15 protein-coding genes are annotated in these 23,663 nt (G+C 47.8%); 13 read left to right on the plus strand and 2 right to left on the minus strand.

Annotated features, from left to right (window positions below):
• Nucleotides 1-22: 22 nt before the first annotated feature.
• The 7 genes from pilW to der all read left to right on the plus strand — a co-directional run bounded on the left by pilW (nucleotide 23) and on the right by der (nucleotide 7,721).
• Nucleotides 23-808, plus strand: coding sequence for a type IV pilus biogenesis/stability protein PilW (pilW, locus tag AC5YBX_RS05155; RefSeq protein ID WP_494519703.1), 786 nt, complete (start codon nucleotides 23-25; stop codon nucleotides 806-808).
• Nucleotides 808-1,767 carry a RodZ domain-containing protein gene (locus tag AC5YBX_RS05160; RefSeq protein WP_494519702.1) on the plus strand — a complete coding sequence of 320 codons (960 nt, stop codon included), beginning with the start codon at nucleotides 808-810 and terminating at the stop codon, nucleotides 1,765-1,767. Before pilW ends, AC5YBX_RS05160 begins: the two co-directional genes overlap by 1 nt.
• Before the next feature lie 19 nt (nucleotides 1,768-1,786).
• Nucleotides 1,787-2,902: a flavodoxin-dependent (E)-4-hydroxy-3-methylbut-2-enyl-diphosphate synthase gene (ispG, locus tag AC5YBX_RS05165; RefSeq protein WP_119977447.1), complete on the plus strand. Its 1,116-nt coding sequence runs from the start codon at nucleotides 1,787-1,789 to the stop codon at nucleotides 2,900-2,902.
• Nucleotides 2,903-3,052: 150 nt separating this feature from the next.
• Nucleotides 3,053-4,324 (plus strand): histidine--tRNA ligase, encoded by a 1,272-nt coding sequence (gene hisS, locus AC5YBX_RS05170; RefSeq protein WP_494524472.1) that lies wholly within the window; start codon nucleotides 3,053-3,055, stop codon nucleotides 4,322-4,324.
• Between the two features lie 12 nt (nucleotides 4,325-4,336).
• Nucleotides 4,337-4,960, plus strand: a complete 624-nt coding sequence (locus AC5YBX_RS05175; RefSeq protein ID WP_494519700.1) for a tetratricopeptide repeat protein — start codon at nucleotides 4,337-4,339, stop codon at nucleotides 4,958-4,960.
• An 11-nt stretch (nucleotides 4,961-4,971) separates the two neighbouring features.
• On the plus strand, nucleotides 4,972-6,159 hold the full coding sequence (bamB, locus tag AC5YBX_RS05180; protein WP_494519699.1) for an outer membrane protein assembly factor BamB: 1,188 nt from the start codon (nucleotides 4,972-4,974) through the stop codon (nucleotides 6,157-6,159).
• A gap of 92 nt (nucleotides 6,160-6,251) precedes the next feature.
• The gene (gene der, locus AC5YBX_RS05185) at nucleotides 6,252-7,721 is read left to right on the plus strand and encodes a ribosome biogenesis GTPase Der (RefSeq protein WP_494524473.1); all 1,470 of its coding nucleotides are present in this window, start codon (nucleotides 6,252-6,254) and stop codon (nucleotides 7,719-7,721) included.
• Nucleotides 7,722-8,145: 424 nt separating this feature from the next.
• On the opposite strand, the gene xseA is transcribed toward der, so the two are convergent.
• On the minus strand, nucleotides 8,146-9,474 hold the full coding sequence (xseA, locus tag AC5YBX_RS05190) for an exodeoxyribonuclease VII large subunit (RefSeq protein ID WP_494519698.1): 1,329 nt from the start codon (nucleotides 9,472-9,474) through the stop codon (nucleotides 8,146-8,148).
• Between the two features lie 119 nt (nucleotides 9,475-9,593).
• Here xseA and guaB point away from each other — a divergent pair, with 119 nt between their 5' ends.
• From guaB to tadA, 3 genes are all read left to right on the plus strand, one after another.
• On the plus strand, nucleotides 9,594-11,060 hold the full coding sequence (guaB, locus tag AC5YBX_RS05195) for an IMP dehydrogenase (RefSeq protein WP_494519697.1): 1,467 nt from the start codon (nucleotides 9,594-9,596) through the stop codon (nucleotides 11,058-11,060).
• Nucleotides 11,061-11,166: 106 nt separating this feature from the next.
• Nucleotides 11,167-12,744, plus strand: a complete 1,578-nt coding sequence (gene guaA / locus AC5YBX_RS05200; RefSeq protein WP_494519696.1) for a glutamine-hydrolyzing GMP synthase — start codon at nucleotides 11,167-11,169, stop codon at nucleotides 12,742-12,744.
• A 258-nt stretch (nucleotides 12,745-13,002) separates the two neighbouring features.
• The gene (gene tadA, locus AC5YBX_RS05205; RefSeq protein WP_494519695.1) at nucleotides 13,003-13,530 is read left to right on the plus strand and encodes a tRNA adenosine(34) deaminase TadA; all 528 of its coding nucleotides are present in this window, start codon (nucleotides 13,003-13,005) and stop codon (nucleotides 13,528-13,530) included.
• Between the two features lie 227 nt (nucleotides 13,531-13,757).
• Here the strand turns inward: tadA and mltF are convergent, their stop codons facing one another.
• Entirely contained in the window at nucleotides 13,758-15,212 is a 1,455-nt protein-coding gene (gene mltF, locus AC5YBX_RS05210; protein ID WP_494524474.1) for a membrane-bound lytic murein transglycosylase MltF, read from the minus strand.
• A gap of 616 nt (nucleotides 15,213-15,828) precedes the next feature.
• On the opposite strand from mltF, the gene purL reads away from it, so the two are divergent.
• The 3 genes from purL (at nucleotide 15,829) to cydB (ending at nucleotide 23,662) form a co-directional block, all read left to right on the plus strand.
• A complete protein-coding gene (gene purL, locus AC5YBX_RS05215) occupies nucleotides 15,829-19,710 on the plus strand; it encodes a phosphoribosylformylglycinamidine synthase (RefSeq protein WP_494524797.1) in 3,882 nt (1,293 codons plus the stop codon).
• A gap of 1,240 nt (nucleotides 19,711-20,950) precedes the next feature.
• Nucleotides 20,951-22,507, plus strand: coding sequence for a cytochrome ubiquinol oxidase subunit I (locus tag AC5YBX_RS05220; protein WP_494519693.1), 1,557 nt, complete (start codon nucleotides 20,951-20,953; stop codon nucleotides 22,505-22,507).
• A gap of 15 nt (nucleotides 22,508-22,522) precedes the next feature.
• Nucleotides 22,523-23,662 carry a cytochrome d ubiquinol oxidase subunit II gene (cydB, locus tag AC5YBX_RS05225; protein WP_475516241.1) on the plus strand — a complete coding sequence of 380 codons (1,140 nt, stop codon included), beginning with the start codon at nucleotides 22,523-22,525 and terminating at the stop codon, nucleotides 23,660-23,662.
• Nucleotide 23,663: the final 1 nt, after the last annotated feature.

Genomic DNA, 23,663 nt, shown 5'->3' on the forward strand with positions numbered 1-23,663 from the left:
TAATAGTATAGGCTTGCGAATCATGCTCAAAAAGCCAAAAATGGTGTTATTGATTAGCCTGACATCCTTAATGATGTCAGGTTGTGTGACCGAACGAACCTACAGCGGCACCGACGTGCCCGTTACTGAGCGCACCTTTGATAATGTTTCAGCTGCGCGCCAGCGAGTTCAGCTGGGATTGACCTATCTACAAAAGGGCAACAGCGAACAAGCCAAGTATAATCTTGATAAAGCATTAGAATTCGCTCCAAATCTCGAAGATGTCCACGTAGCGCTAGCCTACTATTATCAGTCGGTTGGTGAAATTGAGCTGACTGAAAAAGCCTATCGCAAAGCGATTAATGCGAGTGATGCAACGGGCGACTCGATGAATAACTTCGGGGTATTCTTATGTCAGCAGAAAAAATATGACCAAGCTGAACAAATGTTCCTTAAAGCGGTCAAAATGCCCAAATACACTCGCTCAGCGGCCAGCTATGAAAATTTAGGTATCTGTAGCCGTGAGTCGGGTGACTTACAAAAAGCACAACGCTACTTTGGCATGGCGCTTAATTACGATCCTCGCCGTGCAACTTCATTATTAGAACTGAGCGAGATAGATCTTGAGCTCGGTCGCTATCAAGAGGCTAAAGAGGGCTTAGCTCGTTATCATCGAGTTGTGTCAGAGTCTGCTCAAAGTTTAGCGTTGGGAATTAAAATAGAGCAAGGCCTCAACAATACGGAAGCGGTGAAGAAATTTGGTATTTTATTATTGGCTAAATTTCCTACCTCCGATGAGGCTAAGCAGTATCGAGAAAGTATGTACTAATGACTGATGATAAAATCGATATGCTTAACGGCGATGACGATAAAACCCTCCATCCAGCCCCAAAGCTTGGCGAACTATTAAAACAGGCGCGAGAGAAGCAGGGTTTAAGTGTGGCACACGTAGCCGATTTACTGCACCTGCGGCCCACGATTGTCAGTGATATTGAAGCCGACAATTTTGATAATATCGCTTCAGTAACTTATGCCAAGGGTTACATAAAAAACTATGCCCGTATCGTTGGCCTAGATAAGCCAGCGCTTGACGCTGGCTTAGCGCATTATTTCCCTGTGATTAATGCTCCAACGATGCAGAGCTTTTCACGCAAAACCACCCGTCAGGCCCGAGACGGTCGTCTGATGATGGTCACTTACTTTATTATCTTTGCCTTATTGGCGTTACTGGTGGTCTGGTGGGTTCAAAAGTCAGATATGACGGCTGTGGATTTGTCGCCGCTGACGGCAGAAGAAGTGGCTGATATTTCGCTCGATACATCTGCCCCCTCTGCTAGCACGCCGCTTGAGCCATTAGTGCCAAGCGCTAATGCGCCTGCAGACACTGCAATCACCCCAGATGATGGACGTGTAGTGAGTGAAGCAGATACAGAGACTATGGTTGATGCTGAAGCACCCAGCCAAACTACTAGTGGCACAGCCACTCATGGCGAGAGCCAACAAGAGAGCAGCTCTAATCGCCAAGTGAGCCAATCGACTTCGGCTGTAGCGATGAGCTTAAGCGATGATTGCTGGATTAAGGTCACTGACGCCAAAGGCCAAATCTTAGTCAATGGCTTAAAGAAGGCGGGCAGCCAACTGAATGTCTTTGGGCAGGAGCCTTTTAAGGTTATATTAGGGGCACCGCAATCGCTGACATTAAGTCTCAATGGCGAAAATGTCGATTTAGCTCAGTACCCCAAGGGGCGTGTGGCCAGATTGACATTAACCAGCTCAGCCAATCTTTGAAGTAGAAGAGTAAATTAAGATGTACAACGAGTCCCCAATCATTAGACGCCCATCGACACGTATTTATGTGGGCGATGTTCCTATCGGTGATGGCGCACCTATTGCTGTGCAGTCGATGACCAATACTCGCACTACCGATGTTGATGCAACAGTGGCTCAAATTCGTGCCCTAGAAAAAGTCGGCGCCGATCTGGTACGTGTTTCTGTGCCGACTATGGATGCAGCCGAAGCCTTCAAGCTGATTAAACAGCAGACCAATATCCCGCTTATCGCCGACATTCATTTTGATTATCGTATCGCTCTTAAAGTGGCCGAATACGGCGTTGACTGCTTGCGTATTAACCCAGGTAACATTGGTAATGAAGAGCGTATTCGTAGCGTGGTTGAATGTGCTAGAGACAAGAATATTCCTATTCGCATCGGTGTGAATGGCGGTTCATTAGAGAAAGATTTAATGGACAAGTACAAAGAGCCCACACCAGAGGCGCTGCTTGAGTCAGCCATGCGGCATGTGGATATTCTCGATCGTCTGAATTTTGATCAGTTTAAGGTCAGCGTTAAGGCGTCCGATGTGTTTCTAGCCGTCGAGTCTTACCGTTTACTGGCTAAGCAGATTAAACAACCACTGCACCTTGGCATTACCGAAGCCGGTGGTGCCCGCGCGGGCTCGGTAAAGTCTGCCGTTGGTTTAGGCATGTTACTGGCTGAAGGCATAGGTGATACCCTGCGTATTTCACTAGCAGCAGATCCTGTTGAAGAGATTAAAGTTGGCTTTGATATTTTAAAGTCACTGCGTATTCGTTCTCGCGGGATTAACTTTATCGCCTGCCCATCCTGTTCTCGCCAAGAGTTCGATGTGATTGCCACGGTTAATGCACTCGAGCAACGCCTCGAAGATGTGGTTACCCCAATGGATGTATCTATCATTGGGTGTGTGGTCAATGGACCCGGTGAGGCGCTGGTGTCTGATATCGGTCTGACAGGCGGTCATCGTAAGAGTGGCTATTATGCCGATGGTGTGCGTCAAAAAGAGCGTTTCGATAATGAACATATTGTCGATCAGCTTGAAGCAAAAATTCGCGCTAAAGTGGCGGCGGTTAATGCACGTATTCCAGCGAGTGATATCAGCAAATAATCCTAATTTTTATGGTGTCATAGTCACGGCAATGTTCGTCACTGTGGCCTAGCTCACTGGCGCTGGTCGCCAGTTTTGCGTTTATGTATGATGCGCCTATAATGCGAGGCGCTTTTTTATTTTTACAGCTAATTTCGGACGAGTTGAACAGTGGCCAAACAGATCCAAGCGATACGCGGAATGAATGACATTCTGCCAACCCAAAGCCCTTTATGGCAAAAACTAGAAGCAGTGTTACGCGATACCGTGGCTGCCTATGGATATAGCGAAATTCGAACGCCAATTGTTGAAAGTACCGATCTTTTCAAACGTTCTATCGGCGAAGTAACGGATATTGTTGAAAAAGAGATGTACACCTTTGCCGATCGCAACGGTGATTATCTTACGCTGCGCCCTGAAGGCACGGCATCTACCGTACGTGCCGGTAACGAGCATGGTTTACTGTATAACCAAGAGCAACGTTTATGGTATATGGGCCCTATGTTTCGTCATGAACGTCCGCAAAAAGGACGTTATCGCCAGTTCAATCAGTTTGGTGTCGAAGTGTATGGCATAGGCTCTGCCGATGTAGACGCCGAAGTGTTAATGATGTCGGCGCGTCTATGGCAAAAGTTGGGCATTAGCGAACATGTCAAGCTTGAGCTTAATACCCTTGGCGATCCTGCAGAGCGCGCGGTGTATCGCGATGCGCTTATTGCCTTTCTTGAGCAATACAAAGAGCAACTGGACGAAGATAGCCAGCGCCGTATGTACAGTAATCCACTGCGGGTATTGGACACTAAAAACCCTGAGGTACAAGCCTTACTGGTTAACGCGCCAGAATTGATGGATTACCTAGGTGAAGAGACTAAAGCGCATTTTTCACATTTATGTGAACTACTTGACGCCGTTGGTATCCAATACACGATTAACCCTCGCTTAGTCCGTGGTTTAGATTATTATAATCGCACGGTATTTGAGTGGGTTACAGACAGTCTAGGCGCTCAGGGTACTGTTCTTGCCGGTGGCCGTTATGATGGCCTCGTTGGTCAGTTAGGCGGCAAAGATACGCCTGCTGTCGGGTTTGCTATGGGGCTTGAGCGTATCGTATTGATGCTAGAAACCCTTGAGCTAACCGATGATGTCCGTGGTCCTGTGGATGTGTATGTCACGGCGATGGGTGACAACTGCCGCGTTGAAGCCATTAAGATTGCTCAACAACTACGCGATATCCCAGGGCTTAAAGTGATGAGCCATTGTGGTGGCGGTAACTTTAAGAAACAGATGAAGCGCGCCGATAAAAGCGGAGCAACAGTGGCTATCTTGATTGGCGAGAATGAACTGGCTAATGGCCAAGTGGCCGTCAAATATCTGCGTGAAGATAAAGAACAACAATTAGTTGCACGTGATGCGTTAGCAACTTACATTGCAGAACTCATTTAAGGGGAGTTGAACGTGGAAATTTATAGCACAGAAGAACAACAAGTCGATGCTATCAAACAGTTTTGGAAAGATTATGGCAGCTCGATCGTTATCGGCGCCGTTGTCGGCCTAGGCGGTCTATATGGTTGGAACTACTATTCAGATTATCAAGTGGCGCAGTCACAGGCTGCCTCTGAAGCGTTCCAAACCGTTACCGCCTCGGTTACCTCAGATACCAGCATGCTCGCTGCTGCAGAAAGTTTTGCTAAAGAGCATGAAGGACAAACTGGCTATCAAGCCTTGTTAGAACTCATTGTGGCTAAGGCCGCGGTTGAAGCGGGCGACTTAGATAAAGCCGAGCAATCGTTAAAGCAAGTGGTTGCGACTCAGGCTGATGAAGGCTTAGTAGCCATTGCCACTTTGCGTCTTGCCCGTGTGCAGGCCGAACAAGGTCAATTTGCCACGGCTATCGCGACACTAGAGCAAGTGTCAGCGCCTGCGTTTGCGGTACAACGTGACGAGCTAAAAGGTGATTTCTTAGTGCGTCAGGGCGAAGCCGATAAGGCTAAGAGTGCCTATCAGTCAGCTATCGATAATGGCGGCACGACCACTAGCCCAGCGCTTCAGATGAAGCTTGATAACCTGAACAAGGCATAAGGATGCTGCCCATGAAGTCTTGGTGCAAAACGTTACTCGCTTGTGGTCTGAGCATTAGCATGCTCACCGCTTGCTCTTCAAATGATGTCGAAGAGGAACCCGTTAGTCCACTGCCAGAAATTGAGGCTAGCGTATTTCCAGAAGTAAGCTGGAGTACCAATATCGGTAGTGGCGTGGGTGATTTCTATTCCGATCTGCGTCCAGCGGTTCGTTACGGTAAGTTGTATGCGGTTGATCGTTATGGGCAAATTTCAGCCTTTGATGAAGCTACTGGTGAAACAGTATGGACTGTCGATATCAGCGCCTCATTTCGAGATCGCCCATTAGCGAAAAACCACGGTGCCCGTTTAGGTGCTGGCGTTACTGCTGCCAGAAACAAAGTTTTTGTTGGCGGTGAAAGCGGTTTCTTTGCCGCCCTAGACGCCGAAACCGGTGAGATGGTTTGGGATGTGGTCGCTGGTGGAGAGTTATTATCAGCGCCTACCGTTGGCGACGATGCGGTGGTGGTTAACACCAGTTCTGGCACCCTCGAAGCGTACAATGTCGATGATGGCGAACTGCTGTGGGTGTACAAAAGCAAGTTGCCTACATTAACCCTGCGTGGTACTGGTTCGGCCACCTATGAAGCTGGCGGCTTCTTTGTGGGAACTGCCGATGGCAAGATTGCCGTGGTGATTAAAGACAATGGTCAAGCTGCATGGGAACAAGCTATTTATACCCCAAAAGGCGGTAATGAATTTACCCGTATGGCTGACGTGGACATGAAGCCACTGATCAGTGGTGAAAACCTCTATGCAGTCAGCTATAACGGTAATTTAGTCTCGATGGAGTTGCGCAGTGGTCGTATCGTATGGAGCCGTAAATACTCCAGCTTTAATGAGCTAGACTCAGCAGGGTTAAATCTCTATTTGGTCGATGATCATAGCCGTATTTATGCCGTCGATAAGCGCAATGGTTTGGAAAACTGGAGTAACAGTGAGCTGACCAATCGTGATTTGACCTCGCCAGCGGTATACCAAGATTATATCGTCGTGGGTGATTATGAAGGTTACTTACACTTTATCGATCGCACCAGTGGTAAAATAGTCGGCCGTGTTGAAGTGGATAGTTCAGGTTTATTTAGCCAGCCGCTAGTAATAGATGATAAAATCTATCTACAGACGCGTGGCGGCAAGGTTGCTAGAATAACGCTTCCATAAGGCGAGCTTTACAGTTTATGAAGCCCCTGGACGTTAGTTCTGGGGGCTTTTTATTTTAGATGTTCAAAAATGTGTAGATTAGAGGCAAGAAAATGATTCCAGTTGTGGCCCTTGTTGGCCGACCAAACGTAGGTAAGTCGACCCTGTTCAATCGTCTTACGCGCACCAGAGATGCCTTGGTAGCAGACTACCCTGGACTGACTCGGGATCGTAAGTACGGCCGTGCTCACCTGTCTGGCTACGAGTTTATCGTGGTTGACACTGGTGGTATCGACGGCACCGAAGAGGGTATTGAAACCCGCATGGCAGAGCAGTCGTTAGCAGCGATTGAAGAAGCCGATGTGGTCCTGTTTTTAACCGATGCGCGCGCTGGTTTAACCGCCGCCGATCAGGTGATTGCAGAGCATTTACGTCGCCGCCAAAAAACCACCTTTGTTGTGGCCAATAAAGTCGATGGTATCGATGCTGACTCAGCTTGTGCTGAGTTTTGGGCGCTAGGCTTAGGCGAAGTGTACCAAATGGCGGCTTCACAGGGACGCGGCGTCACCAACATGATTGAGTACGCACTCGCTCCTTATGCAGAAGCTATGGGTCTTACTCGTGATACTGATGAAGAAGCGCCTGAGGATGAGCGTGAATACACCGAAGAAGAAGCGGAAGCCGAGCAAAAACGCCTGCAGGATTTACCCATTAAGCTGGCGATTATCGGTAAACCTAACGTCGGTAAGTCAACGTTAACCAACCGTATTTTGGGTGAAGAGCGCGTTGTGGTTTATGACGAGCCAGGCACCACGCGCGACAGTATCTACATACCGCTGGAGCGCGACGGCCAAGAATATGTGATCATTGACACCGCAGGTGTGCGTCGTCGCAGCAAGGTGCATGAAACTGTCGAGAAGTTCTCGGTTATCAAAACCTTGAAAGCGGTTGAAGATGCCAACGTGGTATTGCTGATTGTGGACGCCCGTGAAGGCATTGCCGAGCAAGACTTAGGGCTATTAGGTTTTGCGTTAAACGCAGGACGAGCGCTGGTTATTGCGGTAAATAAGTGGGATGGTATCGACCAAGATGTGAAAGACAGAGTTAAGAGCGAGCTTGACCGTCGTCTTGGCTTTATTGACTTTGCCCGTATCCACTTTATCTCAGCGCTGCATGGCACAGGTGTAGGCCATCTATTTGAATCGGTACAAGAAGCTTACGAGAGTGCAACGCGCCGCGTTAGTACCTCTATGCTGACTCGTATCATGCAGATGGCGCAAGATGATCATCAGCCACCTTTGGTTAACGGCCGCCGCGTTAAGCTTAAATATGCGCATGCTGGGGGTTACAACCCACCGATTGTGGTTATTCACGGTAATCAGGTGAAGAAGCTACCAGACTCATACAAACGCTTTATGATGAACTACTTCCGTCGTTCACTCAAAGTAATGGGCACGCCAATTCAGGTGCGCTTCCAAGAGGGCGGTAACCCGTTTGAAGGCATGAACAGTAAGAAGCTCACTGTTAGCCAAGAGCGTCGCCGTAAGCGTATGATGACGCATATTAAAGACAGTAAAAAGTAATCTAATCACTTAGATTAATGTCACTAAAGGCCAGCGACTATCGCTGGCCTTTTTTGTTGATTGCGGGTTAAGTGTCTACATTAAGTGTCTGAATTTAGATGATTTTTATTTTTACTGTTTAGTTTGATAGACCTGGATGACGAATGACTTGGCCAAGGCCGTATGTGCTAATAATCTAGTTATTGAGTATTTAAAGTGATGAGTGTATCCATAGATATTTTGGATAAAAGGCGGTTGGTAAATTGCCTACTTGGCATAAAGTGTTATTGGCTTTTGCTGTGGTTTTAACGCTAATGCCCTTTTTGACGATGTAAGATCCAACACCACCAAATGTTAAAATATAACAATACCAACACCAGCATTTGAAGGCCTACCTACTGGGGGCAAATTCAGCTGAGTTTATTTAGGCTAATCTAGCCGGCAGTCATAACACGGTCGATTGCACTTCGCCATCGACAAGCTTAGTGGTTAACCTATCGCCAACGCTCACATCGTCCACCTTGTGTACCACGCCTCCTTTTGCATCAAGGGTAATACTGTAGCCGCGGCTTAAGGTGGCCAGAGGGCTGACTGTCTCAAGTTGATGAGCGGCGTAGACGAGTGCTTTATTGGCATCACTAAGCTGAGTTTGCAGCGCTTTATTGAGCTTTTGGTTGAGGTAATTCAAGCGACTCTGCTCAAGCTGTAAGCGATTGCGGGGGGATTGCTGGGCTAAACGGTGGGCCAACCCTTGGCTGTGCATTGTTAAGCTTGAAAGCCTAGCATTGATAGCAGACTCGAGCCTTAGCTGTATCTCATCGAAACGTTGTTCATATTGCTGTAAGCGCCGCTTAGGATCTTGGCGATGTAATTTGTGTTCTAACTGGCTAAAGCGTTGTTGCTGGGTCAAGCGGTAATGCTGCCATCCTTGACGCAGGCGATTCATGGCGACGTTGAGTTTGTCGCGTTTACTTATGGCATCATTCGACAGTAACTCTGCGGCCGCTGACGGGGTCGGTGCGCGCAGGTCGGCAACATAGTCGCTAATGGTGGTGTCGACTTCATGACCTACGGCTGAGACGATGGGCAAGGCGCTATTGTAGATGGTATGGGCTAACGCTTCGCTGTTAAAACACCAGAGATCTTCTAATGATCCGCCACCACGAGTCAACAGTAGGACATCGACTTCGTTGCGATCGTTGGCCTGCATAATGGCATGGCACAGCGACTTGTCGGCGTGTTCACCTTGCACGGCACTGGGATAGATGATCACCTCAATGGACGGATCGCGGCGCTTTAACACATGCAGCACATCCCTTATGGCGGCGCCTGTCGGTGAGGTAATAATCCCAATGCGCTGAATGTGGCTGGGGAGGGGGCGTTTGGTGTCCACGGCAAATAGCCCCTCGCCAGCCAGTTTCATTTTTAACGCTTCATACTGCTGGGCTAACAAGCCATCGCCGGCCGGTAGCATAGAGTCGATAATGAGTTGGTAGTCCCCTCTAGGTTCATAAACGCTAATCGAGCCTTTGACTAGTACTTGTTGGCCATTGGCTGGCCGAAAGGTGACGCTACGGTTTTTACCTTTAAACATCGCCGAGCGGATCTGGGCCTGATTGTCTTTTAAGGTTAAATACCAATGGCCTGAGCTGGGGGCTGAAAAGTTTGATATTTCGGCTTCGAGCCATACTCTGCCTAACTCACTTTCGAGAAGCTGCCGCACTTCACCGTTAAGGCGTGTAACGGTGTAAACATTATTTTTTGGCATTTTCATAGACATTTTCATTCTAAGGCGACTTTTTTGCTATTTTCCATTTACCAAGGTCAAGATGCAAGGTATAATCTCGCCGCAATATTTTACCTCTTATTTAACCCTCGTGGGGAGATGTTGCCATGCTACGTTTAAAAAAAGAAGCGCTAACCTTTGATGATGTTTTACTGGTGCCAGCGCACTCTACTGTACTCCCTAATACAGCCATTCTAAAAACTCGCTTAACTCAAAAAATTGAACTCAATGTGCCTATTGTCTCTGCAGCCATGGATACCGTGACTGAAGCGCGTCTTGCTATTGCGATGGCGCAAGAGGGCGGTTTGGGCTTTATTCATAAAAATATGAGTATCGAGCAGCAAGCCGAGCAAGTTCGTCAGGTTAAGATTTATGAGGCCGGTATCGTTCAGCAACCTGTGACGGTTACGCCAACTACGACACTTGAGCAGCTTAAAGTATTAACGGAAAAGAATGGTTTTGCGGGTTACCCTGTGGTGAATGATGCACACGAATTAGTGGGTATTATCACTGGTCGTGACGTTCGCTTTATCACAGACTGGAGCCGCACCGTTGATAAGGTGATGACCCCTAAAGAACGCTTAGTGACTGTTCCTGAAGGCACTAAGCTCGATGAAGTGCAAAAACTGATGCATGCTCACCGCGTTGAGAAAGTGTTAGTGGTCGACAGCGAATTTAGACTGAAAGGCCTTATCACAGTTAAAGACTTCCAAAAAGCTGAGCGTAAACCCAATGCCTGTAAGGATGAGTTTGGTCGTTTACGTGTGGGCGCCGCAGTTGGTGCCGGCCCTGGTAATGAAGAGCGTGTTGATGCCTTGGTTAAGGCCGGTATTGATGTGCTCTTGATTGACTCATCTCATGGTCATTCAGAAGGGGTTTTACAACGTATTCGTGATACCCGTGCCAAATATCCAGAGCTGCAAATTGTTGGTGGCAATGTGGCCACAGCCGAAGGCGCTTTGGCCTTGGTTGATGCTGGCGTTAACGCCGTTAAAGTGGGTATTGGCCCTGGTTCTATCTGCACCACACGCATCGTAACGGGTGTTGGTGTGCCGCAAATTACCGCCGTATCTGACGCCGCTGCAGCCGTTAAGCACCTAGATATTCCTGTGATTGCCGATGGTGGTATTCGTTTCTCTGGCGATTTAGCCAAAGCCTTAGCCGCTGGCGCATCATGCATCATGGCAGGCTCTATGTTTGCCGGTACTGAAGAAGCGCCGGGTGAAACCGAACTTTACAATGGCCGTGCCTATAAATCATACCGTGGAATGGGCTCTCTAGGCGCCATGACACAAGGCTCATCAGACCGTTATTTCCAAAGTGACAATGCCGCTGACAAGCTGGTACCTGAGGGGATCGAAGGTCGCGTACCTTACAAAGGTAAGCTTAAAGAGATCATCCATCAGCACATGGGTGGCCTACGTTCATGCATGGGCTTAACCGGTTGTCCAACCATTAAAGACCTCAGCGAAAAAGCCGAATTCGTTAAAGTGACCTCGGCAGGTATGGGCGAGTCCCATGTACACGATGTGACCATCAGTAAAGAAGCGCCTAACTACCGTAGCGGTTCATAAAAAGTGGCATTCAGGCAGGGCATCACTATGCCTTGCCGTTGATTCATTTGATCTGCCGAGATGTTTTTCGGCCACGCGATAAATTTAAAAGATATTAAGGTAAACCATGAGCAACATTCATGATCATAAGATCCTCATTTTAGATTTTGGATCTCAGTACACTCAATTGATTGCCCGCCGAATTCGTGAAATCGGTGTTTACTGTGAGCTTTGGGCTTGGGATGTGTCTGAGGCACAAATCAAAGAGTTTGCCCCTAACGGTATTATCCTGGCGGGTGGCCCTGAAAGTGTCACCGAAGCTAACTCACCACGAGCACCTGAATATGTGTTTAATGCTGGCGTGCCAGTATTAGGCATTTGCTATGGCATGCAAACCATGTCTGAGCAGCTGGGCGGTAAAGTGATTAAAGGCATAGGTGAAGGTGAATTTGGTTATGCCCAAATAGAGGTGCAAAACCCATCTAAGCTCTTTAAGAGCATCGAAGATGCGGTGAGCGATACAGGTAAGGCTCTGCTGGACGTTTGGATGAGCCACGGTGACAAAGTGTCTGCAATCCCTGAGGGTTTTGTTACTGTTGCTAAAACCGATACCTGTCCATTTGCTGCCATGGCGAACGAGGACAAGCAATTTTACGGGGTGCAGTTTCACCCTGAAGTGACGCACACTCGTCAAGGTAAGCGCATGCTAGAGCATTTCGCGCTGGAGATTTGTCAGTGTGAAGCCAACTGGAAACCTGCCTCGATTATCGAAGACGCCATTGCTCGCTTAAAGCAGCAAATTGGCGATGACGAAGTGATCTTAGGCTTGTCTGGTGGTGTTGACTCGTCAGTCGTTGCTATGTTGCTGCACCGCGCTATTGGCAAAAAGTTGACCTGTGTATTTGTGGATAACGGCCTGCTGCGTTTGAATGAAGCTGAACAAGTACTCGAGATGTTTGGCGACCACTTCGGACTCAACATAGTGCATGTCGATGCTGAAAACCGGTTCCTTGACGCCCTTGCCAGCGAAGCTGAGCCAGAAGCTAAGCGTAAAATTATCGGTAAAGTGTTTGTGGATATTTTCGATGAAGAGTCGAAAAAATGCGCTAATGCTAAGTGGTTAGCACAAGGCACCATCTATCCTGATGTGATTGAATCAGCCGGTAGTGCAACGGGTAAGGCGCATGTGATTAAGTCGCACCATAACGTTGGCGGTTTGCCAGATGATATGGAGATGGGCTTAGTCGAACCGCTACGTGAGCTGTTTAAAGATGAAGTACGTAAGATTGGTCTCGAATTAGGCCTACCTTACAACATGTTGTATCGTCATCCGTTCCCAGGCCCAGGTCTTGGTGTACGTGTACTGGGCGAAGTGAAAAAAGAGTACTGTGACCTGTTGCGCCGCGCCGATGCGATTTTCATCGAAGAGTTGCATAAAGCCGACCTATACAACAAAGTCAGCCAAGCCTTTACCGTATTCTTACCGGTACGCTCTGTAGGCGTTATGGGTGATGGCCGTAAATATGATTGGGTGGTATCACTACGTGCGGTTGAAACTATCGACTTTATGACCGCTCATTGGGCGCACCTACCTTATGATTTCTTAGGTCGCGTATCAAATCGCATTATCAACGAGATCGACGGTATTTCTCGTGTGGTTTACGATATTTCTGGTAAGCCACCTGCGACGATTGAGTGGGAATAGTTTCCTAGCACTCAACTAAACAGAGGGGCATAGCAATATGCCCCTTTTTTATGGGCGCCGACTGGCCAATCAATATTGGTGTGGCTAGCCATCGCCAGCGATCACCTAGTTGATTATCTAGCGTATCGATTAGGAACTTATGTCAATGTGATGCCTTTTAATCTGGGTTAATTGGTGAGCCGTGAATAAGCTGCAACCATCATGAGTGGCTTTGGGATAAACTATTGGTATAGGGTTGTAATTGGGGGAGAAAGTGACTTGTCTCAGATAGCGAAAAACGCTCAACAAGAGCAAGATATCCAGTTTATGCGCCATGCACTGGCGTTAGCCGCAAAGGCTGAAGCTGCGGGCGAGGTGCCTGTGGGGGCGGTGTTGGTTAAAGAGGGTAAAATCCTTGCCGAAGGTTTTAATCTTAATATCGGTCAGCATGATGCCAGCGCCCATGCGGAGATGTTGTGCATTCGAGCAGCGGGTCAGGTCGTTGAAAATTATCGCCTGCTCGATACTACTTTGTATGTGACGTTAGAGCCTTGTGCTATGTGCGCCGCGGCGATGGTGCATGCCAGGGTGTCGCGAGTGGTATTTGGCGCGGCCGATCCTAAAACTGGCGCGGCAGGTAGCGTGTTAGACTTATTGCGTTTTAATGCGTTTAATCATCAGCTAGAGGTTACCTCTGGGGTGCTAGCCGATGAATGCGCGACCCAGCTGAGTGCTTTTTTTCGTCGTCGCAGGCAAGAGAAAAAGGCGTTAAAGCTGGCTGCAAAACAACAAGGGCTTACTGAGTAAGCCCTTGTTGGTGTTAATCGATACAACTTTCGCTGTTTTGTCTGATAAAAGTGAAAAACTTCTTTTGACGGTTGAGCGTTTTCTGATGTTTAACTTTTATCTGTGCTCGACGTCGAGACGTTAAGTTGTTTAAAGATTTTCTTTTCATCGTTAAGCTCCTTTTGATGCTGAATGCAGCCTTTGCTGCCGATGATGACGCGCTATTGTGACAGCATAATGCCCCTTACTTATTGCGCTGGAGCGGCACCTAAGCTTGGGGTTGTCTCGGGCTCGGTTTCTATCTGGGTCTTATCGGCTGTCTGCTGAGCATTATCCGCAAAGCTATCTTGGAGTTGCTGGTTCTGATTGTCTATCCACACCAACGTATCATAGTAACGACGGATATTATCAACATAATGGACAGCCTCGCTACCACGAGCATAACCATAGCGTGTCTGCTTATAATATTTGCGTTTTTGCAACAAGGGAAGCACTTGTTTCACATCGCGCCAAGCACTGGGATTAAGCCCCATTGACTCGGCTAATTTACGCGCATCTTCCACATGCCCATAGCCAATATTGTACGAGGCGAGGGCAAACCACATACGTTGATTTTCCGGTATAGACTCAGGGAGTCGCTCCAGAATATCGTTAAGGTATTTAGCGCCGCCTTTAATGCTTTGCTCTGGGTCTAAGCGGTTGCTGATCCCTACCTGTTTAGCGGTCGGCAAGGTGAGCATCATTAACCCGCGCACGCCAGTGGGAGAACGAGCATTGGGATTCCAGTGCGACTCTTGGTAAGCCGTTGCCGCGAGCTTACGCCAATCGATATTGCCTGCGTATTGTTGAAATTGTTTCTGGTATTTAGGCAGCTTAGTGTCGATGGCGCGTAAAAACGCGCGAGTATCGACATAATCGAATCGCTTGACGTGGGCAAAATACTTTTCATTTAAATGATCTAGGGTGCCAAGGCGCTGCTGCTCATGCCAAAAGCTCAGCAGTTGGCTCATTAACATATCGCTGTTATTGGCTGGCAGTAGCCAGACAATGGCTTGCTCTTCCCGCAGCACTGGGCCTGCCCTGAGTTCTGGCATATAGCGGCGATTGATCTCGAACGTTGTCGAGTCAGCAATTGTGTAGCGAATTTCATCGCGAGCGATCATCGCCAATAGTTCTTCGCTGTCCTTATCGCTGTGTTGATCCCACACCAGTTCGGGGTAGAGCTTCTGTAAGTCGGCTAAAGTTTCAATAAACGAAGAATCGGTGATCACATTAATATTGTCATCAAGCTGACTGATATCCTCTGGATATCTTTCCCCTTGTTTGAACACCAAGACTTGATTGACATAATACAGTGGCGGCCCGATCCTAAATAGCTCGCGGCGCTGCAGAGTATCGGTTAAGCCCGCCGCAATGAGATCAATTTCCCCTTGTTGCAACGCACTATAGAGTTCGGCAATAGTGGCATAAGGTTGCATATTGAGCGTTAAGCCTAAATGCTGGGCAAAGCGTTCAGCCATCTCATAATCAAAGCCTGCGGTGCCTTGGCCCGTAGTGACGTATATCTGTGCGCCATAAAGGGTGCCAACATTGAGTTGGGTTTTCACTTCCACTGGCGTTGGCACTTTTGTTGCGTCCACAGCGCTTGGCTGACAGGCAGTCAGTAATAATAAGCAGCTAAGAATCAACAAAAGATGTCGCATTAATGTCCCCCGTGAATCTAGTTGTCTGTCATAAGGCCACCGCTAGAACCTGTTTATGGTTTGAGATGGCATGTCATCAATTTGCAATGGGTTGAGTACCCAGACGAATCTGGTGAAGCGTTGCGCTGTGATACTCAGCGCTAGTGTTTTGTGTATAAATCCACTGCGCATAATAGAGTCATATACCGTGTTGGTAAGAGCCCTTAACTGCCCTTGTTTATTGTGGTATCGCATCTATGACAGCGCGGCAATACGCGGTAAAAACATGTTTGAAAGCGAGTAGGACGCTTATTGTATCATAATGAGATAAAACTCAATAATAGACAGCTTCCAGCAGTATGTTACTGAGTAATAAATTAATTTTAATCGATTTTTCAGTAGTTGCTCATTATATTTTTGCTGGCATTTCGTGCAGTCATGTCCCGTTAATTATGGGAATATTTTGTATTTTCAAGTCAGTTTTTTTATCACGTAATGCAGTTTTCGCATTACGAGGCTAATAAACTGAATGAAACGCCGTTTTGGCGCCACAAGCCTGATGATTTGTGCACCGTATTTCCCTATAATAGCGCCAGATCTGACCCTGCAATTATAATTAATAAGGTGAAAAGACGTGATGGAGATCATCCGCGGAGCCCCTGCATTATCAGCGTTTAGAGTTCAAAAATTAATGGCATCCTGTGATAACGCAGCTCTGCCCATTAACAATATCTACGCTGAGTTTGTACATTTAGCCGATTTAACCGCTACGCTAGATGCTAGCGAAACCCAGCAACTAGCCAAGTTACTGACCTATGGACCCGCTATCGAAGCACATGCTCCACAAGGCACCCTCTACTTTGTTACTCCCCGTCCCGGCACCATCTCTCCCTGGTCATCTAAAGCGACAGACATCGCACACAATTGTGGTTTACACAAAGTGAAGCGTTTAGAGCGTGGTGTCGCGTATTACGTCCAAGGCGATAGTCTTAATGATGAGCAGCAAAAGCAGTTAAACCAACTATTACATGACCGCATGGTCGAAGTGATGCTGACTGATTTTGAGCAAGCTGCTAGCTTGTTTGCTCGCACTGCGCCAGCCAAAGTCACCAGTGTGAATATTCTCGGTGAAGGCAAACGCGCGCTCGAGCAAGCCAATATCGAGCTAGGGCTTGCGTTAGCGGCCGATGAGATAGATTACTTAGTCGACAACTTTGTCCGTCTTAACCGTAATCCAAATGACGTTGAGCTGATGATGTTTGCACAGGCAAACTCTGAGCACTGCCGACATAAAATCTTTAATGCCGATTGGACAATCGACGGCGAAGTTCAGCCTAAATCGCTGTTCAAAATGATTAAAAACACCTTCGAAAAGACACCTGATCATGTGTTATCCGCCTATAAAGATAACGCTGCCGTGATGGAAGGTTCGGTGGCTGGGCGTTTCTTCCCTGAGCAAAATGGGGTGTACGCCTACCATACAGAACCTATGCATGTGTTGATGAAGGTGGAAACCCACAATCACCCCACGGCGATTAGTCCATACCCAGGTGCGGCCACCGGCTCGGGCGGTGAAATTCGTGACGAAGGTGCCACTGGCCGCGGCTCTAAGCCTAAAGCAGGATTAACCGGCTTTAGTGTTTCTAACCTTAAGATCCCAGGTTTCGTGCAACCTTGGGAAGGTGATTATGGTAAGCCGGATCGCATCGTCACCGCGCTCGATATCATGACCGAAGGCCCATTAGGTGGAGCGGCCTTCAATAACGAATTCGGTCGCCCAGCATTAGTGGGTTACTTCCGTACCTATGAGCAGCAAGTTTCTAGCCATAATGGTGTTGAAGTGCGCGGCTACCATAAGCCCATTATGCTGGCGGGTGGTTTGGGTAATATCCGCGAAGAACATGTACAAAAAGGTGAAATCACCGTTGGCGCCAAGCTGATTGTGTTAGGTGGCCCAGCGATGAATATCGGTTTGGGCGGTGGCGCGGCGTCATCTATGGCCTCGGGTCAGTCTAGCGAAGACTTAGACTTTGCTTCTGTGCAGCGTGAAAACCCAGAAATGGAGCGTCGTTGCCAAGAGGTGATCGATCGCTGCTGGCAGATGGGTGATGATAACCCGATTCAGTTTATTCACGATGTCGGCGCTGGTGGTTTATCTAACGCTTTCCCTGAGCTCGTCAATGACGGTGAGCGCGGCGGTAAATTTGAGCTGCGTAATGTGCCATCAGATGAACCCGGCATGAGCCCGTTAGAGATCTGGTGTAACGAGTCGCAAGAGCGTTATGTGATGTCGGTCGCGCCCGAAAATCTAGCTGTATTTACCGCGATTTGTGAGCGTGAACGCGCGCCATTTGCCGTGGTCGGTGAGGCAACGCAGGAGCGGCATTTATCGCTGTCTGACAGCCACTTTGACAATATGCCTATCGACTTACCTTTAGATGTCTTGCTAGGTAAAGCGCCTAAAATGAGCCGCGATGTGGTATCACAAAAAGCGCAGTCTCCAGCGTTAGATCAGGGGGCTATCGAGTTGAAAGAGGCGGTGCAACGTGTACTACGTTTACCCACAGTGGCGGAAAAAACCTTCCTTATTACCATTGGCGACCGCACTGTTACTGGTTTGGTGAATCGCGATCAGATGGTGGGCCCTTGGCAGGTGCCCGTGGCCGATTGTGCGGTGACCGCGTCGAGTTTCGACACTTACGCCGGTGAAGCCATGTCGATTGGTGAGCGCACGCCGCTGGCCTTATTAGACTTTGGCGCTTCGGCTCGCATGGCTGTTGCCGAGTCTATTATGAACATTGCCGGTACCGATATTGGCTCGTTCAAGCGCATCAAACTGTCGGCTAACTGGATGTCGGCTGCTGGTCATCCTGGTGAAGATGCTGGCCTTTACGAAGCGGTTAAGGCCGTGGGGGAGCAGCTGTGTCCAGAGCTTGATTTAACCATTCCGGTCGGCAAAGACTCTATGTCGATGAAGACCGCTTGGCAAGATGATGGCGTCGATAAAGCGGTAACCTCGCCGATGTCACTGGTGATCACCGCCTTTGGTGTCGTACAAAATATTCGTAATACGATAACGCCTGAGCTGCGCAGCGACAAAGGTGAGACCGAGTTACTGCTGGTGGATCTGAGTGCAGGCCATCACCGTTTGGGGGGCTCTTGTTTAGCGCAAGTCTATAGCCAGCTTGGTGATGTGGCGCCAGATCTTAATGATGCTGCGCTGCTTCGTGGTTTCTTCGACGTGACCCAAAAACTGGTTGCGAAAAAAGCGATTATTGCCTATCACGACCGCAGTGACGGTGGTTTATTAACGAGCTTAGTCGAGATGGCGTTTGCGGGTAATACTGGGCTTGAGGTGAACCTTGAAGCCTTGAGCGGAACCCATGTTGAGCGCTTGTTTAACGAAGAGCTGGGCGCCGTTATCCAAGTGAGTGCATCTGATGCCAGTGCCATTAAGGCGCAGTATCAGGCCGCTGGCGTGGCGTGTGTCAGCGTTGCTAAACCAGTGGCTGGTGATGATATTGTTATTTTTGACGGCGCGAGTGAAGTATTACGTGAGTCGCGCACCGAGCTGAGAACCATCTGGGCTGAAACCACCTATCGCATGCAAGCTTTACGTGACAACCCAGAATGCGCCCTAGAAGAGTTTCAGCTTAAGCAAGTGGCCGATGCTCCGGGTTTGACCGTGGATCTGACCTTTAATCCAAGCGAAGATATTGCAGCACCTTATATCCTTAAAGGCGCTGCGCCTAAGATGGCGATTTTGCGTGAGCAGGGCGTTAACTCACATCTAGAGATGGCGGCCGCGTTTGATAGAGCCGGTTTCGAAAGCCGTGATGTGCATATGTCGGATATCTTGTCTGGCCGAATTAGCCTTGAAGAGTTCCAAGGCCTAGCGGCTTGTGGTGGCTTCTCATACGGCGACGTATTGGGCGCGGGTGAAGGTTGGGCTAAATCGATATTGTTTAATGCCCGCGCGCGTGAGCAGTTTAGCCGCTTCTTTGAGCGTCAAGACAGCTTCGCCCTCGGCGTCTGTAACGGTTGCCAGATGTTATCTAACTTAAAAGATATTATCCCGGGCACTGAGCACTGGCCACACTTTGTGCGTAACCGCTCTGAGCGCTTTGAAGCTCGCTTTAGCTTGGTTGAAGTGCAGCAGAGCCCGTCGTTGTTCTTTGAGGGGATGCAAGGATCGCGTATGCCGATCGCGGTATCCCATGGAGAAGGTCGCGCCGAGTTTGCGTCGCCAGCAGCCCTAGCTGCTGCAGAAGCTTCGGGCACCATCGCCCTGCGTTTTGTTGATGGCCATGGGCAGATTGCCACTCAGTATCCAGAAAACCCTAATGGTTCACCGAACGCCTTAACAGGGATCTGTAGCACTGATGGCCGCGTAACTATCATGATGCCACACCCTGAGCGTGTGTTTAGAACCGTGGCCAACTCATGGCATCCTGATGAATGGGGCGAAGATAGCCCTTGGATGAGAATGTTTAGAAATGCCAGAGCTAAATTAGGTTAACATGAACTGTTAATACTTGTTTAGCGACAAAAAAGGCCTCGAAATTTTGAGGCCTTTTTTATTGGTCATTACTGTGAAATATAAATGGTATTTAATACAAAGTGTTACAGTTTAGTATTTATATTACCTTGTGCTAAATAGCGATAAAGGCTTATCTATACGCCATTTTTATCTTTATATACTTAAACTTAGGGTTATGCGGCATTTTTTAAACCGTAGCGATTAACTTTTAGCAGGTATATCAGCAAGTGCTAAACTGTAATGTGACTATGGCAAATTAGGCTCTAGATATGAAAACGCCACCACCCCGTTACCGAGATGATGGCGGTTTTGCGCTAACAAAACTCTAACTAAAACTCTTGCTAAACAGCGTATTAACGAGCATTAGCTTGATATAATTCAACAAAAATACGCTTATAGCTGTTTACTAAACGGTCAAATAAGCTTTTCATTTTGATATCTCTACATAGTGGTTGATGGTATGAGTGGAGCCGAACACCACTGGGCGACTTCAGCGGATGGCCTTATAGGCTCCTCTACTGGGCGGTATGGTAACCAGACGTCTTATTTTGGACAAACGATTAAAATTAAGATTTATCATTAGTAAATATAATGATTTAAACTCACTAGTGATTACTTATTGAGCTGTCAATGATTTTATACTTTTGTTTTTAATTGCATTTATTTTGGTTTGTTTGTTTTTTATGGTTAGTGATAATAATGGTTTATTTGTTAAGTTTTGTTAAATGTCCTTTTTGTGGAGATATACATGCTTAGGGGTTATAAGTATTGTCTTTTATTAATTGCCGTAACCACCTAGCATGTTTTGTTTGTTTTAGCAACCACCTTGGCGGGTGAAGTGTGTCGTCTGCCGCAAAACCCATTATTGCTGGCATGATTGATTGATTTGAATCAATTCTCAGTGGTATAAAATACCCACGGTATACTTGCCGAGCCCTGTTGTAAGTTTCTGAAAAAATTACTTTTAATTATTTCGCTGTTGATTTTTAGGGGTTAGAGATCACAAAGCTTACCGTTTCGTGGGGTGTGTCTCGTTTTTATGTGGGGGACGCCTTTTGAGGCACTGTTTTACTCAATTTGACTGAAAAGTAAATATTTGGCGGTTTAGTATATGGCGACATATACGGATCACTTTGAACAATAAAGTTCTTAAAAAATGCATTTTACGGTGGATGGGGATCTCATCGTAATAATGTTCGCACCACCTAAGGAGTCACTGATGATTGTTGAAGAGGTTGTTGAGCTCTCGCGCTTGCAGTTCGCGCTGACAGCTATGTATCACTTCCTGTTTGTTCCTTTGACCTTGGGGTTAGCGTTCTTGCTAGCCATTATGGAATCACTGTATGTGATGACCGATAAGCAGATCTATAAAGATATGACCAAGTTCTGGGGTAAGCTATTTGGTATTAACTTTGCTCTCGGTGTGACCACCGGGTTGGCGATGGAGTTCCAATTTGGAACTAACTGGTCGTATTACTCACATTATGTGGGTGATATTTTTGGCGCACCGCTGGCGATTGAAGGGTTGATGGCGTTCTTCCTCGAATCGACTTTAGTCGGGATGTTCTTCTTTGGTTGGGATCGTTTCAGTAAACGCCAACACTTAGCCGTTACCTGGTTAGTGGCGCTGGGCTCAAACATGTCAGCCTTGTGGATCCTAGTGGCTAATGGTTGGATGCAAAACCCCGTCGGTAGCGTATTTAACTACGAAACCATGCGTATGGAGATGACCAGCTTTGCTGAGGTGGTATTTAACCCCGTTGCGCAGGTGAAGTTTGTGCATACTGTGGCGTCAGGTTATGTAGCGGGCGCGATGTTTGTTTTAGCTATCAGTGCTTACTACATCTTGAAAAAGCGTGACCTGCCTTTTGCTCGTCGTTCATTCGCGATTGCAGCCAGTTTTGGTATGGCCTCTATCTTGTCGGTTATCGTATTAGGCGACGAATCGGGTTATAAGGTCGGCGAAGTACAGCGAGTTAAATTAGCCGCGATTGAAGCAGAATGGCACACTGAGCCAGCTCCTGCGGCATTTACCGCTGTGGGTTTCCCAAATCAAGAAACCATGCACACCGATTATGCCATTAAAATCCCCTATGCGATGGGCATTATTGCAACTCGCTCTCTGGATGAAGAGGTGACTGGTATTCGTGACTTGATTGCCGAACACGAAGTGCGTATTCGTAACGGTATGAAAGCCTACGCGATGCTAACAGAGTTGCGTGCGGGTAACGAAACTCCTGAGCTGCGAGCCGCTTTTGAAGAGGCTAAAGTGGACTTAGGCTATGGCTTACTGCTTAAGCGTTACACGGACAATGTGGTTGATGCTACCGAAGAGCAAATTCAAGCTGCGGCGAAAGATTCTATCCCATCGGTCGCGCCGATGTTTTGGAGCTTCCGCGTGATGGTCGGTCTTGGTGTGATCATGTTGTTTGTGTTCGCTGCCGCTTTCTGGCAAAGCACACGTCACCAAATCGAAGAGAAACCATGGGTACTTAAAGCTGCGCTATACAGCTTACCATTGCCTTGGATCGCGATTGAGTGTGGTTGGTTTGTCGCCGAGTACGGTCGCCAACCTTGGACCATTTCAGAGGTTTTGCCTACTTTCATGTCGGCATCGAGCCTGAACGTAAGTGATCTGTGGTTCAGTATCATTTCAATTACCTTGTTCTATTCAGTGTTGTTGGTTATCGAGCTGTTCTTAATGATTAAGTTTGCTCGTAAAGGCCCTAGCAGCCTGAAAACAGGTCGTTATCACTTTGAACAGCTAGATGCTTAAGCCGGAGATCTGATTATGTTTGATTATGAGATATTAAGATTTATCTGGTGGGCACTGATTGGTGTGCTATTCATCGGATTTGCCGTCACCGACGGTTTCGATATGGGAGTGGGGGCATTGCTGCCTATCATCGGTAAAGATGATACCGATCGCCGTATCATGATTAACTCGATTGCCCCTCACTGGGATGGTAACCAAGTATGGTTAATCACCGCAGGTGGTGCGCTATTTGCTGCTTGGCCTATGGTGTACGCGGTATCTTTCTCAGGCTTTTATGTGGCGATGATGTTGGTGCTGTTTGCCCTGTTTATGCGCCCAGTGGGTTTCGATTATCGCTCGAAAATTGAAGATCCAAGATGGCGTAAGAGCTGGGACTGGGCATTGTTTGCCGGTGGTTTTGTTCCGCCGCTGATCATTGGTGTGGCATTTGGTAACTTGTTACAAGGTGTGCCGTTTAACTTTGATGAGTTCCTACGTGCAACTTATCATGGTGGCTTGTTTGGGCTGCTGAATCCATTTGGTTTATTAGCTGGTCTGGTGAGCGTGGCGATGATCATGATGCAAGGTGCTGCTTGGTTACAGATGAAGACAGAAGGTGAGCTGCGCGTTCGTGCTGCGAAAGCCACTCAAGTGTTTGCTCTGTTATTGGCTGTGCTGTTTACCCTCGCTGGTGTTTGGTTAGCCAATGGGATTGACGGTTATGTGATCACATCTGCGCTTGATACTCACGGCGTGTCAAACCCAACCTTAAAAACGGTTGCCGTTGAAGCCGGTGCCTGGTTAGCAAACTATGACAAGTACCCTGTGACTATGCTGTTCCCGATTTTGGGCATTGCAATGCCACTACTGGCCTTGCTAGCGAGTCGTTTTAACCGCTCAGGTTTTGCGTTCTTGTTCAGCTCTGTTGCAGTGGCGATGATTATTTTGACCTGTGGCGCAGCTATGTTCCCATTTGTGATGCCATCATCACTTGAGCCCAATGTGAGCTTAACTATGTGGGATGCGACAGCCAGTCATATGACGTTAACCGTGATGACATGGGCAGCCGCTATCTTTGTACCGATAGTCCTCAGCTACACCATTTGGACTTACTTGAAGATGTTTGGCCGCTTAAGCCGCAGCTACATCGAAGATAACAAGACGTCACTTTACTAAG

The organism is Shewanella sp. 492 (assembly GCF_059338445.1).